Raw genomic sequence first — 14515 nt, 5'->3', positions numbered from 1 at the left:
ATTCTATCGAAATTTGGAGCAAAGAGTTTTTTAAATCTATTACCCAGAAACTTATAATTTGATTTTTAAGCAGCCTTCGGGCTGCTTTTTTCTTTACATTTTGGGGCACTATATTTGGATGGGCATTATTTTAACCAGCAGTTTAATAATATTTTGTGCGGATTTTGTATAATAATGATGAAAGCTGAAATTCAAATGTGATTATTTTATACGGGCAAGGAGGAATTTATATGGCTACAATTAATAAGGAAACCACGGTTTGTGCAAGCTGCAGATATTGGGGAGGGGAGCATCATTATATTGATACCTACGAAACCATGATTGAGTACGAGCAGGGTAATGGTAAATGCCGCTGTCCGCAGATGGCCCAGCTTGACAAGGCACCTTTTGATGGCTGCGGTTTTCATAAGGAAATGTAATTTATTGCACTGAAAATTCCTAAAGGAAATGCCGTTGGCTCAATTTGAGTCAGCGGCATTTGTCTTTTTATGGTACAACTTTATTTGTCAAATTCAATTACATATATTATTATAAAGGGTAGCATTTATGATTATGGAGGAGAAGATACGTGGAAAATGATGAGAGCTTGAACATAGATAACGGGGTGGCTGTTGAGGAGCTTCCTGATCCGCTGGAGGCTGTACGGGAGGCGGCTGGGCAGCTGGAGCAGGCTGCTAACCTGATGAAAGCTGTAGTAAATACCCTGGAATCTTTGGAGAGATAATATAGAAATGGCAAAAAAACAACTGACTTTAGAAGAGAAGCTTCAGGATGCCCTGGTGCCGGTGGAGGAGCAGCCATATCAGATACCGGAAAACTGGTGCTGGGCAAAACTTGGAAGCGTTTGTGATATTATATTGGGGCAGTCTCCCAAAAAAGATGATATAACTGAGGATGCCTCCTGTATTCCTGTAATAAGCGGAGCGGGAGAGCTTAAGGATAATTCCATAGAGACGGAAAAATATACCAAGGCGGCTGCCAGATTGGCCCAGGCCGGGGATGTGGTGATTTCTGCCAAGGTAATTCTTGGAAAGCCTGTAGTAGCAGACAAGGAGTATTGTCTGGGCCGTGGAATGAACGCCATCAGAAGCAATGCTGTTGATAGTATGTATACCAAATTTTTGATTCTTAATTTTGAGGATTATCTGTACAAGAATGCAAGCAGCTCCAAGCCAATACAGCTTGCCGGCAAGGCCTTGGGCAATATGCCTGTTCCTTTGCCACCTGTGCCTGAGCAGAAGCGGATTGCCTCACTTATTGAGCCTATGCTTGCTGATTTGAATGCGGCAGAGGAAAAAATCCAAAGTGTATTGGATGGGGCAGAGCTGCGGAAAAAGGCCATTATCCATGGTGGCGTAACCGGAAAATTGACCTCTTTTTGGCGGAAAATCAAAGGTGTTTCAATCGATGGCTGGTGCACCAAATCCCTTGACTCAGAGGATATTTATGAGCCTTTTAGGGAGTGGCTGAAGAAGTCAGACTGTGTTGAACAGCCGGAGGCTGATTCCCAGGAGACTGATTCCCAGCCCGTTGAGGAAACACTGGCGTTGGAGGAAAAGCAGGATATACAGGTTTCTGTTCCTACTATGCATGAGCAGCAGGAAATATCATCTATATTGCGTAATCTGTTGGCCAAGGAGCGTACTGTAAATGCTTCCTGTGAGCAGTCCCTTGCTTCCATCGGAATCATCAAAAAAGCCATTCTGTCCCGGGCCTTCCGGGGAGAGCTGGGCACCAACGATTCCAGTGAGGAAGCAGCCATTAATCTGGTAAAAGAGATATTACAGTGATACCACTGTAAATTCGGGAATATCAATAACTGCTGTATACTTGTATGCGGCAGTTATTTTTGTGTAAATCTTCATATTGGCCAATAAATATGGTATAATCTTAAAGTTAGTGTGAATACTTAATAATTTACATATTCTTTGGAGGTAGATTGTTTTGAAGAAAATGACAGGTAATGAGCTTAGAGAAGCTTATCTTACTTTCTTTGCTGAAAAGAAAGGCCACTTGAGATTGCCAAGTGCTTCTCTGATTCCTGAAAATGATCCAACTTTGTTAATGATTGGTGCTGGTATGGCACCATTTAAAGCATATTTTACCGGCAAGGTTAAGCCGCCACGCAACCGTATCACCACCAGCCAGCGCTGTGTCAGAACTGGTGATATTGAGAACGTGGGCCGCACAGCCCGTCATCAGACTTACTTTGAGATGCTGGGTAACTTCTCCTTCGGCGATTATTTCAAGAAGGAAGCTATTCCTTGGGCTTGGGAGTTCCTTACTGAGGTTCTGGAAATGCCAAAGGACAAGCTGTGGGCTACCATTTATCCAAAGGATGATGAGGCACGCAAGATTTGGGAGGAGCAGCCTGGCTTCGACCCAACACACATCGTTCCATTGGATGATAACTTCTGGGAAATCGGCCCTGGTCCATGCGGTCCTGATACCGAGATTTATTTCGATCTGGGTGAGGAGCGCGGCTGTGGCAGCCCTGACTGTGCTGTAGGCTGTGACTGCGACCGTTATCTGGAAATCTGGAACAACGTATTTACCCAGTTTGATCGTACTGAGGATGGTCAGTACAACGATTTGGAAAACAAGAATATTGATACTGGTATGGGTCTGGAGCGTATTGCTTCTGTAATCCAGGGTGTACCAAGCAACTTCGAGACTGACCTGCTGTTCCCAATCATCGAGTATGCTTCCAAGGTTTCCGGTGTGAAGTACGGTGAGGATGCAGACAAGGATGTATCCTTGAAGGTTATTGCTGACCATGCCCGTTCCATGAGCATCATGATTATGGACGGTATTCTTCCTTCCAACGAGGGCCGTGGTTATGTACTGCGCCGTATTCTCCGTCGTGCTATCCGTCATGGCCGCATGCTGGGCATCAAGGACAAGTTCCTTGAGGGTGCAGTGGATGCTGTTTGCAAGATTTATGACGGTGCCAGCGATTTCGAGGCATTGGCCCAGAAGCAGGATTATATCAAGAAGGTTATTTCCCTTGAGGAAGACCGCTTCTCCGCTACCCTGGAGCAGGGCCTGGAGCTGTTGGACGGCTATATGGCTGAGACCAAGGCTGCCGGCAAGAAGGTTCTCGATGGTGCATTGAGCTTCAAGCTCTATGATACCTTTGGTTTCCCTTGGGAGCTGACTGAGGAAATTCTGCAGGAGAATGGCATCGAGTTCGATAAGGATGCCTTCGACAAGGAAATGCAGGAGCAGCGTGACCGTGCAAGAGCTGCCCGTGCAGAAAATCAGCGTTTTGCTGTACCAGATTTGAAAAATATTGATACTGCAGCCCTGAAGCATGATGAAACTGCTACTGAGGCTGAGGTTGTGGCTATCTGGAAGGATGGCGTTCTGGTTGATTCCCTTCAGGATGGCGAGGAAGCAGGCATTATCCTGTCTGTTACCCCATTCTATGCAGAGGGCGGCGGCCAGGTAGGTGATACTGGTCTGTTCATCAGCGAGCTGGGCCGTATTAAGGCTACCAATGCCAAGAAACTGCCAGATGGCACTATTTACCATGAGTCTTACGTTGAAGAGGGTCAGCTGAAGGTAGGGGACAAGGTTCAGATTAAGCTGGACAAGGTTGAGAAGCTGTCCTCCGCCCGTAACCATACTGCTACCCATCTGCTGCAGGCAGCCCTGAAGACTGTAGTAGGTGACCAGATTAACCAGGCTGGTTCCTCCGTAAATGGCGACAGACTCCGCTTTGACTTCACCAACTTTGAGCCAGTAAGTGCTCAGCAGCTGGCTGATGTAGAGGAGCTGGTAAACAACGAAATCCTCAAGGGTACCGACGTGGTTATCGAGGAAATGTCCAAGGATGCTGCTGTTGAAAAGGGTGCTATGGCCCTCTTCGGCGAGAAGTACGGCGATGTTGTCCGCGTGGTAAGCGTTCCTGGCTTCTCCATGGAGCTCTGCGGTGGTTCCCATGTTAAGAATGTAGGTCAGATTGGCCTCTTTAAGATTGTATCCGAGACCGGTGTTGCTGCAGGTGTACGCCGTATCGAGGCTATTACCGGCCGTGCGGCTCTGGAATATGCCAATAACAAGGCCAAGATGGTATCTGATGCTGCGGCTGCCCTGAAGTGCCGTGAGGACGAGCTGGTATCCCATGTTGAGGCATTGGCTGCCCAGGCCAAGGAGCTCCAGAAGCAGCTGGATGCTATCAATGCAGAAAAGGCCAAGGCTGATGCTGCGGCTCTCACCGACAAGGTTAAGACTGTGGGCGAGGTTAGTGTAATTGCTGCCGCTGTACAGGCTGCTGATATGGATGACCTCAGAAGCATTGCTGATATGACCTGCGAGAAGATTACCAACGGTGTAGTTGTACTTGGTACTGTTAATGGTGACAAGGTGAACCTGGTAGTTAAGGCCTCCAAGGAGGCTGTGGCCAAGGGTGCCCATTCCGGAAAGGTTATCAAGGAAGCTGCTGCTGTTGTAGGCGGTGGCGGCGGTGGCCGTCCAGATATGGCCCAGGCCGGTGGCAAGAAGCCGGAGAATTTGAATGCTGCTTTGGAAAAGGCTATTGAAGTATTGACCGCTCAGGTTGGCTAAGATATAATGATTTTAAAAAGCTGGAAGCTTTGATAATTCAATGCTTTCCAGCTTTTTTTGTGTACTTTTTAAAAGTTAAAATTGATTGGACTCATTTAAAGGAATTATAACTAATGTGTCGAATTATAGAAGATGTAAGGAAAAAGTTTGTTAATGCAACTATCTTGGTTAATCATTTTATCTAGGAAGGTGAATGAGTATGCGATTAAAACAAAAATTTGCTCTGCTTGCTGTGGGCTGTGGCCTGCTGATGGCAATTATCTCCATTGTGGGCTTAGTTTCCTCCAATAATACAGTGGAAGAAAGCGTTGAGGCAGAGCTGGTGGCCGTGGTTCAGGCTGAAAAGGGTGAAATCGGTGAGTGGGTAGAAGGACGTAAATCCATGTCCACGGCTGCTGGCCAGGTTATAACCAGTGCCGGCGGTTCCCATGAGGCTGTTATGACCAAGAGTAATCTGGCCATGGGTGGCGATGATCCTACTATTTTGGGTATGATTGCAGCCCATAAGGATGGTGCCTTGATGAGCTTCAAGGACGGCGATATCACCGGTGTAATTGATGCTACCACCAGACCTTGGTACAAAAAGGCCATGGGCGAAAAGAAAACCTTTGTAACCGAGGCATACGAGGATGCCATTACCCATACCTTGGTTATTTCTTGTATTACACCTTTTTTTGGTGAGGGTGGCTTTACCGGTGCTATCTGTGAAGATGTGCAGATTGCCCGCGTAAAAGAAATGGTTGAGGATTTTAAGTATCGTGGTGAAGGCGTAGGCTATATTATTGAACAGTCTGGTGTTATTATTGGTGCCAATGATGATACAGCTCCATTGGAAAAAGTAGATAAAAAGCATTGGGGTAGTCATTTTGCTGAGATGACAAAGAATGGTGAAGGCTTCTTTGTAGATGGCGATGATGTAATAGCCTATTCCACCTTGGACACCACCGGTTGGATTGCAACTGTAGTTGTAAGCAAGGATGTTGTTTTTGCTCCTGTTACCTCCCTGCGTAACAAGTTTATCGTTGTTTCCATAATTGGTATTCTCCTTATTCTTGCCGCCTGCATGATGTTTGGTAACCAGCTCCAGTCTGTGGCAGGTTCCTTGAAGGTTGCAATTGAAGGCATGGCAGCTGGTAATCTCAATGCCCGCCATGTAGATGTAACTTCTGGTGATGAATTGGGAGATATGGCAAATTCCTTCAATAGGATGCAGGATCATTTGCGAGGTACTATTAAGAAAATTACCGAGACAGCCAGCAAGGTGGCAAATGCTTCTGAGGAGCTTACGGCCAATGCCAGCCAGTCTGCAGATGCTTCCGTAAATGTGGCTGAGACTGTAGGCGAAGTAGCCAATGGTACTGAAAGTCAGCTTATGGACATTGATACCGCCAAGCATAATGTTGATATGGTATACAATGATATCAACAGCATGGCTGAAAAGGCAAAGAAGGTTACAGAGGCCACCAATTCCACTGCAGAGGCTGCAGAAAAGGGTGAAAGACTGATGGAAGATGCTGTATCCAAGATGAACAACATCGAGCAGAGCGTTACTCAGTCTGCTGCTGTTGTTGCTCAGTTGGGTGAGAAATCACAGCAGATTGGTGAGATTGTAGATGCCATTACCGCTATTTCTGAACAGACAAACCTCCTGGCATTGAATGCAGCTATTGAGGCAGCCCGTGCTGGCGAGGCAGGACGTGGCTTTGCTGTAGTAGCAGAGGAGGTTCGCAAGCTGGCTGAGCAGTCCCAGGAGTCTGCGGAAGAAATCAGAACCCGCATTGGCGGTATTCAGGGCGAGACCGAAAAGGCTGTTAAGACCATGGAAACTGGTACCAATGATGTTAAGGAAGGTATTGAAGCCATCCGCAACGTAGGTGAGCAGTTCCGGGCTATCATGAATAAGGTTGGCAATATCAGCGATCAGATGACGGAAATTGATTCTTCTGTTAGCACTGTATCCGATGGTGCAAATAGCATAGTAGATGCCGTTGAATCCATTGATAAGGTTAGCCGTGATACTTCACGTCAAATCCAGACAATTTCGGCAGCTACAGAAGAACAGTCCGCTTCCAACGAAGAAATTGCTGCAGCAGCCCATTCACTGGCTGAGCTGGCAGAGGAGCTTAATGTGGAGGCCCGCAAGTTTAAATATTAATTCCGTATAATTATTTTTATACCAGGCTATGCCAGTAGCCTGGTATTTTTTTGCAAGTAAACAAATCTATTTCCTTAATATCGTAGAATATTAGTTTAATTTATTGTAAAATTATACTTAAGAGAAGTACGGGGGATGATGACTTGCAGAAGTACGTTTTATATGCAGTTATGATAACATCTTTCATTGGCTCCATGGTGGGCAGTGGCATTAACGTGGCCCTTCCTTCCATAGGTCGGGATTTTGATGCTATGACAGGGGACCTTAGCTGGGTAGCAGCGGCCTATTTGTTTGGTTCAGCCATATTTAATCTGCCCCTGGGCAAGGCGGCCGATATTTTAGGAAGAAAGCGGCTTTATAAAATCGGCATAGTCATGTTCTCCATTACATTGCTTATTGCAGGCTTTGCCCCCTCTATAGATTTTCTCATGGATATACGATTTATACAGGGGGGGCTCATGGCCATGGTTTTTGGCCCCGGAATGGCAGTACTGGCTTCGGTGTTTGACAAAAAGGAGCGGGGACGCATTTTGGGGTATCAGACAGCCTCGGTTTACGTGGGGCTGACCTGTGGACCGGCCCTTGGCGGTCTGATATGTGAGTATTTGGGCTGGCGCTGGTTTTTTCTGATTACGGGAGCTGTGGCAGCTTCGGGGCTGATTTTCATGCTCCGTGTAAAGGAAGAATGGTATGGAGACAGGGGGGCACCCTTTGACTATAAGGGCAGCTTCTGCTATATGATAACCATACCCATGATTCTGTATGGTTTTTCGAAAATTACGGATACTCTGGGAATTTATCTCTTTATTGCCGGTTTGGTGGCTTTGGGAGTATTTATATATGTGGAGCGTCAGACCAAACACCCTATTTTGGATGTAAATCTGTTTATTGGAAACCGGGTGTTTACATGCAGCAATCTGGCGGCTATGCTCCATTATGCCGCAACCTTTGCAATCAGCTTTTTGGTATCCATGTATTTGCAGGTTATCTGTGGTCTGAGTGCCACGGTGGCCGGTGGTGTCATCCTGCTGCAGTTCTTTATGATGGCTACCTTGTCACCAAAGGCCGGGGCCTTATCTGACAGAATTGATCCGGGGGTAGTTGCTTCCGTGGGAATGGCTATTAACAGCGTGGGACTGTTTGCCCTGTCGTGGCTTCACAGGGACAGCTCCCTGGTGCTTGTGGGGCTGATATTGATGGTGATTGGTATAGGCTTTGCATTATTTTCCTCACCGAACAACAATGCAATTTTAGGAGCCTGCCAGCCTAAGTATTATGGTACCGCATCTTCCCTGCTGGCTACCATGAGGCTTATTGGCCAGGCCTTTTCGATGGCCATAGTAACCATTATCATGGATGTAAATGCGGTTCAGTCAGTGACCGGTGCAGATAATGAGGCCTTGTTGGAGGCCATTCAGATGATATTCAGGATTTTCTCATTTATTTGTGTTTTCGGCATAATGGCTTCCTTGGCCAGAAAAAAGAAGGAGGGGCAAACTTCCATATGATAAAGATTTTAAAGCAGCGAAGCAACATGATTATAATATTGGCTATTCTTACCAGCGTTGTGCTTTTTGCTCTCAGCAACTACATGGAATTTCAGCTGATGTCGGTTTTGCCAAAGGCTGAATCCCTGGCCGTGGCCAACTATTTAAACAAGGGCCTGGTGGTTGTATTTTTGCTGGTGGCCATTAATGCCGGCTATTCCATACTGGCGGAAAAGAAGAGACTCCATGAGTATCATGAGCGTGATATAAAGGATCATGTTACCCAGCTGCCAAGCATAGTGGGGTACAATGAGGATTTTTTGGATCTTCTTTCTCAAGGCGACGATAACCAGGATTACATTATGGTGACCCTGGATATTGATAAGTTCAAGACTGTAAATGACGTATTTGGATTTGCCGGTGGTACAAAGATTATCCGCATGGTGGGTGAAATGCTTTCCAATAACCTTAAGGAAGGGGAGCAGTGCTACCGTATATATGATGATGTTTTCTATCTGCTTTTGAAGAGTCAGGATAGGGACAGCGATTACAGACGTATTCGCAGCATACTTGATAATGTGTCCATCGATTTGCTTTCCACCAATGACGAGGATATTCAAGGAGATTTAAATGGTGGCATATATAACCACATGATTTCCTTCTCCGCCGGTGGTATACGTATTTGTGCCAAGGATCTGCGCAATGATTTGGCGGGGTGTACCCCAGAGGAGCTTCAGGAAAGATGTCGGGAGCTGGCAGCCAGATTTGCGGATGATGCCAATATTGCCAGGAAACGGGGCAAGAGCGAAAATATCAACACTGTTCATCTTTTTGACGAGAGCATGCGCCGGGAGCTTTTTGAGGACAAGAAAATTGAGGATGCCTTCCTTATCGGTATTGAACGTGGCGAATTCATGATGTATTATCAGCCAAAGTTCTATATTGGAGGGGACAAGGCCGTCCATGGTGGTGCGGAGGCCCTTATCCGCTGGAACAGTGCCGAAATGGGCTTTATGCCGCCGGGGAAATTTATTCCTTTGTTTGAACGGGATGGCAATGCAGTGCGTCTGGATATGCACGTAATGGATTTGGTGTGCCAGAACATTTGTGAGTGGCGCTCCAAGGGACTGGAAATCCATCCGATTTCCGTAAATGTGACCCGACCAACCATGCAGAACGGGGCAGGATATCTGCAGTTTGTAAAGGAAAAGCTGTTTCTCTTCGATATACCGCAGGATCTGATTGAGTTTGAGATTCTGGAAAGCTCCACTGGTACTGATGAAGATGTGGTAATAGACTTTATTAATGAGATTCACAAGCTGGGCTTCAAGATTGCCATGGATGATTTTGGAACAGGCTGTTCCTCTTTGGGGCTTCTGAACAGAATTCCGCTGGATATCCTGAAGTTTGACAAGAGCTTCTTTGATTCCATGACCCTCAATATGTCCAATCAGGATCTTGCCGTTGTCCGCTATATGATGATGATGGCCAAGGATTTGGGCATCAAGACTGTGGCCGAGGGCATAGAAGAAAAATTCCAGGTGGATATCTTAAAGGATCTGGGCTGCGATATGATACAGGGCTATTATTTCAGCCGACCGCTTTGCGTAGAGGACTACGAGAAGATGCTGAATCCAGCACAATAAGACAATATAAGAAAGGACTGCAGACATAAAAATGTCGCAGTCCTTTTTGTATGCTGAAAAGCAGTATGTTCAGCCATTATTATTCCCATACATATAACTGTAATAGGCTTTTTTCATTTCCTGGCGGTTTTTTGGAGCCGGCCATAGCTCTCCCACGGCATTTTCCCTCATGGCGGAGGCAAGATGGGGATATAGCTGAGGATTATCCTTGCTCATGGTCTGTATAAGCTCCTTGACGGTCTGGCGGATGGTGTGTCCGTCATAAGGACAAGGGGATGCCACAGGCTTAAAACCGTGATATTCAATGGCATCAATGATTTCCTGCTCCCTAAAGTACACCAGGGGACGGATAACTGTAACGTCCATTTTATCCAGATAAGTTTTTGGGGTAAATGTGTGAATCTGGCCGGAATACAGCAGGCTCATGAAGAAGGTTTCCACCGCATCATCATGGTGATGGGCGTAGGCTACCTTGTTGCAGCCATGCTCCTTGGCAAAGCGGTTTACTGCGCCCCGACGGAAGAAGGCACAGGAATAACACGGGTCCTTGCCGTTCTGGGCCTCGATGGTTCCTGCAATATCAACATCAATGGTATCAAAGGGAATATCCAGCTCCTGCATGAAGGCACGGATACGCTCCACTCCGTCGCCAAAGTTATCGGAAAACATGGGATTAATGGTAACGGCCTTCAGCTTGAAATCCTTTTTCAGCCGCTGCTTCATCATGGCCATGGCGTAGGCCAAAAAGATGCTGTCCTTGCCCCCCGATACGCCAATCATTATATTGTCCCCGTTTTCAATAAGTTCAAATTCAGTAATGGCCCGCATCAGCTTACTGAAATAAAGTTGGGGAAGATTTATTCTCAAATGTAACGCAACCTTTCTTGAAGTAGACACTTGTACTCTGCAAATGGAAAAATACGAAATTTTTCTTGCCAAACAGTACCATTGTATATAAAATATTATGTGATGTCTATATGCGTCAGCAGTGGACAATCATAATTTTACGGAGGGGTTGTACTTTGATAAAAGTATTGGTAAATGGTGCCTACGGCCGCATGGGCCAGGCAGTGGTAAAGGCCGTTCTTGAGGATAAGGACCTGGAGCTGGTGGGCGCCGTTGATATAGTAGGTGAAGGTGATGCGGGAGAAACAGTTGGCTTGGCCAAGTGCGGTGTCAGCTTTACCAAGGACTTACAGGCTACTATTGATGCTGTAAAGCCACAGGTAATGGTGGACTTTACAATTCCTGATGTGGTGTTTGGCAGTGCCCAGGTGGCCCTTAATAATAAAGTGGCACCAGTAATTGGTACTACCGGCCTGTCCGATGGACAGAAGCAGGAGCTGGCCAAACTGGCTGAGGCCAACGATACTCCGGTATTCATTGCGCCAAACTTTGCCATCGGTGCTGTTCTCATGATGCAGATGGCCAAGCAGGCAGCCAAATATATGCCGGAGGTGGAGATTATTGAGCTTCACCACGACAAGAAGCTGGATGCTCCATCCGGTACTGCACTGCAGACTGCGGCCCTGATTTCCGAGGTGCGCAAGGCCCATGTACAGGGTAATCCTGAGGAAAAGGAAAAGGTTGCCGGGGCCCGGGGAGCTGATGTGGATGGCATGCATATTCACAGTGTCCGCTTGCCAGGCTATGTGGCCCATCAGGAGGTTATCTTCGGTGGTCTGGGTCAGACCCTTACCATTCGCCACGATTCTCTGAACCGTGAATCCTTTATGCCGGGAGTTTGTCTGGCAGCAAAGAGTATTTTGGGTCACAAGGGTCTCATTATTGGGTTGGATAAGTTTATGGATTAAGGTCCATTTTAAGGGGGAAATATAAGTATGAAGAATTACAATGTTGCCATTCTGGGTGCTACTGGTGCCGTTGGACAGGAGTTTTTGAATCTTATCGAGGAGCGCAAGTTCCCGTTTGCCAATCTAAAATTGCTTGCATCCAAGCGTTCTGCCGGCAAGAAAATCCAGTTTATGGGCAAGGAATATACCGTTGAGGAAGCTACAGAGAACTCCTTCAATGATGTAGATATTGCACTGTTTGCCGGTGGTTCCATCAGCAAGACCCTTGGTCCTGCTGCTGCCAAGGCTGGTGCCATCGTTATTGATAATTCCAGTACCTTCCGCATGGACCCTGAGGTTCCATTGATTGTGCCGGAGGTAAATCCTGAGGATATTTCCTGGCACAAGGGCATTATTGCCAATCCAAACTGCTCTACTATTATTATGGTTATGGCTCTGAAGCCTCTTTATGATGTAGCCAAGATTAAGCGTGTGGTTGTATCCACCTATCAGGCTGTATCCGGCGGTGGCAAGGAAGCTATGGCTGAGCTGGAGCAGCAGGTTAAGGATATCAACGAGGGCAAGGAGGTTGTGGCCAACATTCTGCCAGGTGCTGCACTGAAGAAGCACTATCAGATTGCCTTCAACCTGATTCCTCAGATCGATGTCTTCAAGGAAAATCTCTACACCAAGGAAGAGATGAAGATGATCGACGAGACCAAGAAAATCATGAATGACCAGGATATGCGTATTACTGCTACTACTATCCGCGTGCCTGTATACCGCAGCCATGCCGAGTCCGTAAACGTGGAGTTTGAGGACGAGGTTTCTGTGGAGAAGGCCCGGGAGGTTCTGGCCAAGTTCCCTGGTGTTACCCTCAGAGATAATCCTGACGAGCAGGAATATCCAATGCCATTGGAGACCTCCGGCAAGGATGATGTAGAGGTAGGCCGTATCCGCAAGGATTATTCCATTGACCATGGTCTGAACTTCTGGGTATGCGGTGACCAGATCCGCAAGGGTGCAGCTCTCAATGCCCTCCAGATTGCAGAATACATGATTGAGCATGATATGATTAAGGCTTAATATCCATTAGGAATTAACTTTAAATTGTTTTCACGGACTACTGCTTGTGGTATATTTATAGCAGTAGTCCTTTTATTATTAATGATTTTTGTATGGAGGATGCATCGTGGCGAAGGAACAGAGAGAAAAGCTGATAGTGGTGCTGGGACCGACTGCTTCCGGCAAGACAGGCTTTGCTGTTGAGCTGGCCAAGCAGTTTAAAACTGAAATTATCTCCGGGGATTCCCAACTGGTCTACAAGGGCTTTGATATTGGTTCTGCCAAGCCAGACATGCGGGAACGGGACGGAATAGCCCATCACATGATTGACATTTTGCCATCGGATGCGTCCTTTAATGTTGCTGATTTCATTGAACGGGTAAAGCCGCTGATTACTGAAATCAACAGCAGGGGCAAGGTGCCTATCCTCGCCGGGGGTACAGGCTTATATATCAAGTCATTGCTGGAGGGGTATCAGTTTAATGAAACCGCCGGGGATGAGGCTTATCGGATGAAGCTGGAGAAGCTGGCGGAGGAGAAGGGCAATCAGTATATTCATGACATGCTGCGGGAAGTAAATCCCGAGGCAGCAGAACGGATACATGCCAATAATTTTAGGCGGGTTATCCGGGCTTTGGAAGTGTATCATTTAGGGGGAGAGCAGATTTCCACTGAAAAGGAAAGTGAGCTGGTTTATGATGCCTATGTGGCAGGTCTTATTTGGCGGCGCTCCGACCTTTATGATAGAATAAACAGGCGGGTAGACATAATGGTGGCCAAGGGGCTGGTGGAGGAGGTTCGCCAGCTGCTGGACAGCGGTATCTCCCCGGACAGCCAGGCCATGCAGGGTATTGGCTACAAGGAAATGGTTAAATATATTCAGGGAACTGATACCCTGGAGAAGGCAGTGGATGAGATAAAAAAGGGGACCAGACATTTTGCCAAGCGGCAGCTGACCTGGTATAGAAAAATGCCTTATGTGCATTGGTATCATCCTATGCTATATAGAGAACGGGGACTTATTGATAATGTTTCCTGGAACATAGCTAGATTTTTTAAGAGATAATGGGGGTTATGGTTATGACATCAAAGGTAATTAATTTGCAGGACAGTATCTTAAATCAGGTGCGCAAGGAGAATATTCAGGTGGCTATTCATCTGGTTAATGGCTTTCAGATAAAGGGCTTTGTAAAGGGGTTTGATAACTTTACAGTTATCATTGATTCCATGGGCAAGCAGCAGATGGTGTACAAGCATGCCATTTCTACCATTACCATGGGACGCCCTGTCGAAAATATTACCGGGGAAAAGAAAGACTGATCAGTGTATGACAGAGAAAAACAGAGGCTTTCAGGTGGTAAGCACCTATAAAGGCAAAAACATAAATCTGCCAAAGCGCAAGACAGGCCGCAGTGCCGGGTATGACATTGAGGCGGCGGAGGATGTGACTCTGGTACCTCATAAGGTGGTGCTGGTTCCTACCGGGCTGAAGGCATATATGCAGCCCGACGAGTATTTGGGCATCCATGTCCGTTCCGGCATATCCATTAAAAATTCCATTTCCTGCATCAACAGCCAGGGCATTATTGATGCGGATTATTACAATAATCCGGACAATGAGGGGCATATTATGGTGCCTCTTATAAATCACGGGGATAAGGACTTTTTTATCGGCAAGGGAACCCGGGTGGCGCAGGGGATATTCTACAAGTATCTCACCGTGGACGGTGACGAGGCCGGCGTTGGTGCTGACAGAGTAGGTGGCTTTGGTTCCACAGGAAAGTAAGGGAACAATATGGA

13 protein-coding genes are annotated in these 14515 nt (G+C 46.7%); 12 read left to right on the top strand and 1 reads right to left on the bottom strand.

Features of this window, described 5'->3' with window-relative positions; genetic code table 11:
• The first annotated feature begins 230 nt into the window (after window positions 1-230).
• The 7 genes from D081_RS06585 (at window position 231) to D081_RS06560 (ending at window position 9857) form a co-directional block, all read left to right on the top strand.
• Window positions 231-419 (top strand): hypothetical protein, encoded by a 189-nt coding sequence (locus D081_RS06585; protein WP_085023390.1) that lies wholly within the window; start codon window positions 231-233, stop codon window positions 417-419.
• A gap of 149 nt (window positions 420-568) precedes the next feature.
• Window positions 569-724, top strand: a complete 156-nt coding sequence (locus D081_RS12635; protein WP_158087584.1) for a hypothetical protein — start codon at window positions 569-571, stop codon at window positions 722-724.
• A gap of 7 nt (window positions 725-731) precedes the next feature.
• Entirely contained in the window at window positions 732-1790 is a 1059-nt protein-coding gene (locus D081_RS06580; RefSeq protein ID WP_085023389.1) for a restriction endonuclease subunit S, read from the top strand.
• 163 nt (window positions 1791-1953) lie between these two features.
• Window positions 1954-4569: an alanine--tRNA ligase gene (alaS, locus tag D081_RS06575; protein ID WP_198941967.1), complete on the top strand. Its 2616-nt coding sequence runs from the start codon at window positions 1954-1956 to the stop codon at window positions 4567-4569.
• 199 nt (window positions 4570-4768) lie between these two features.
• The gene (locus D081_RS06570; protein WP_085023387.1) at window positions 4769-6724 is read left to right on the top strand and encodes a methyl-accepting chemotaxis protein; all 1956 of its coding nucleotides are present in this window, start codon (window positions 4769-4771) and stop codon (window positions 6722-6724) included.
• Window positions 6725-6867: 143 nt separating this feature from the next.
• Window positions 6868-8232, top strand: coding sequence for an MFS transporter (locus D081_RS06565; RefSeq protein ID WP_085023386.1), 1365 nt, complete (start codon window positions 6868-6870; stop codon window positions 8230-8232).
• Window positions 8229-9857: a GGDEF domain-containing phosphodiesterase gene (locus D081_RS06560; protein WP_085023385.1), complete on the top strand. Its 1629-nt coding sequence runs from the start codon at window positions 8229-8231 to the stop codon at window positions 9855-9857. Before D081_RS06565 ends, D081_RS06560 begins: the two co-directional genes overlap by 4 nt.
• Window positions 9858-9926: 69 nt before the next feature.
• Here D081_RS06560 and D081_RS06555 read toward each other — a convergent pair whose 3' ends face one another.
• Window positions 9927-10724, bottom strand: coding sequence for a tRNA 2-thiocytidine biosynthesis TtcA family protein (locus D081_RS06555; protein ID WP_085023384.1), 798 nt, complete (start codon window positions 10722-10724; stop codon window positions 9927-9929).
• Between the two features lie 155 nt (window positions 10725-10879).
• Between D081_RS06555 and dapB the strand changes: the two genes are divergently transcribed.
• The 5 genes from dapB to dut all read left to right on the top strand — a co-directional run bounded on the left by dapB (window position 10880) and on the right by dut (window position 14501).
• On the top strand, window positions 10880-11671 hold the full coding sequence (gene dapB, locus D081_RS06550; protein ID WP_085023383.1) for a 4-hydroxy-tetrahydrodipicolinate reductase: 792 nt from the start codon (window positions 10880-10882) through the stop codon (window positions 11669-11671).
• Between the two features lie 27 nt (window positions 11672-11698).
• Complete coding sequence (locus tag D081_RS06545) at window positions 11699-12736, top strand: aspartate-semialdehyde dehydrogenase (protein ID WP_085023382.1); 1038 nt, start codon at window positions 11699-11701, stop codon at window positions 12734-12736.
• A gap of 106 nt (window positions 12737-12842) precedes the next feature.
• On the top strand, window positions 12843-13781 hold the full coding sequence (gene miaA / locus D081_RS06540; protein WP_085023381.1) for a tRNA (adenosine(37)-N6)-dimethylallyltransferase MiaA: 939 nt from the start codon (window positions 12843-12845) through the stop codon (window positions 13779-13781).
• A gap of 14 nt (window positions 13782-13795) precedes the next feature.
• A complete protein-coding gene (gene hfq, locus D081_RS06535; RefSeq protein WP_085023380.1) occupies window positions 13796-14035 on the top strand; it encodes an RNA chaperone Hfq in 240 nt (79 codons plus the stop codon).
• A gap of 7 nt (window positions 14036-14042) precedes the next feature.
• Entirely contained in the window at window positions 14043-14501 is a 459-nt protein-coding gene (gene dut, locus D081_RS06530) for a dUTP diphosphatase (RefSeq protein WP_085023379.1), read from the top strand.
• Window positions 14502-14515 lie beyond the last annotated feature (14 nt).

This window comes from Anaerovibrio sp. JC8, from assembly GCF_002100115.1.
Lineage (GTDB): Bacteria > Bacillota > Negativicutes > Selenomonadales > Selenomonadaceae > Anaerovibrio.
The sequence above is the reverse complement of the archived record's forward strand: the minus strand, read 5'-3'. Positions and strand labels throughout refer to the sequence as shown.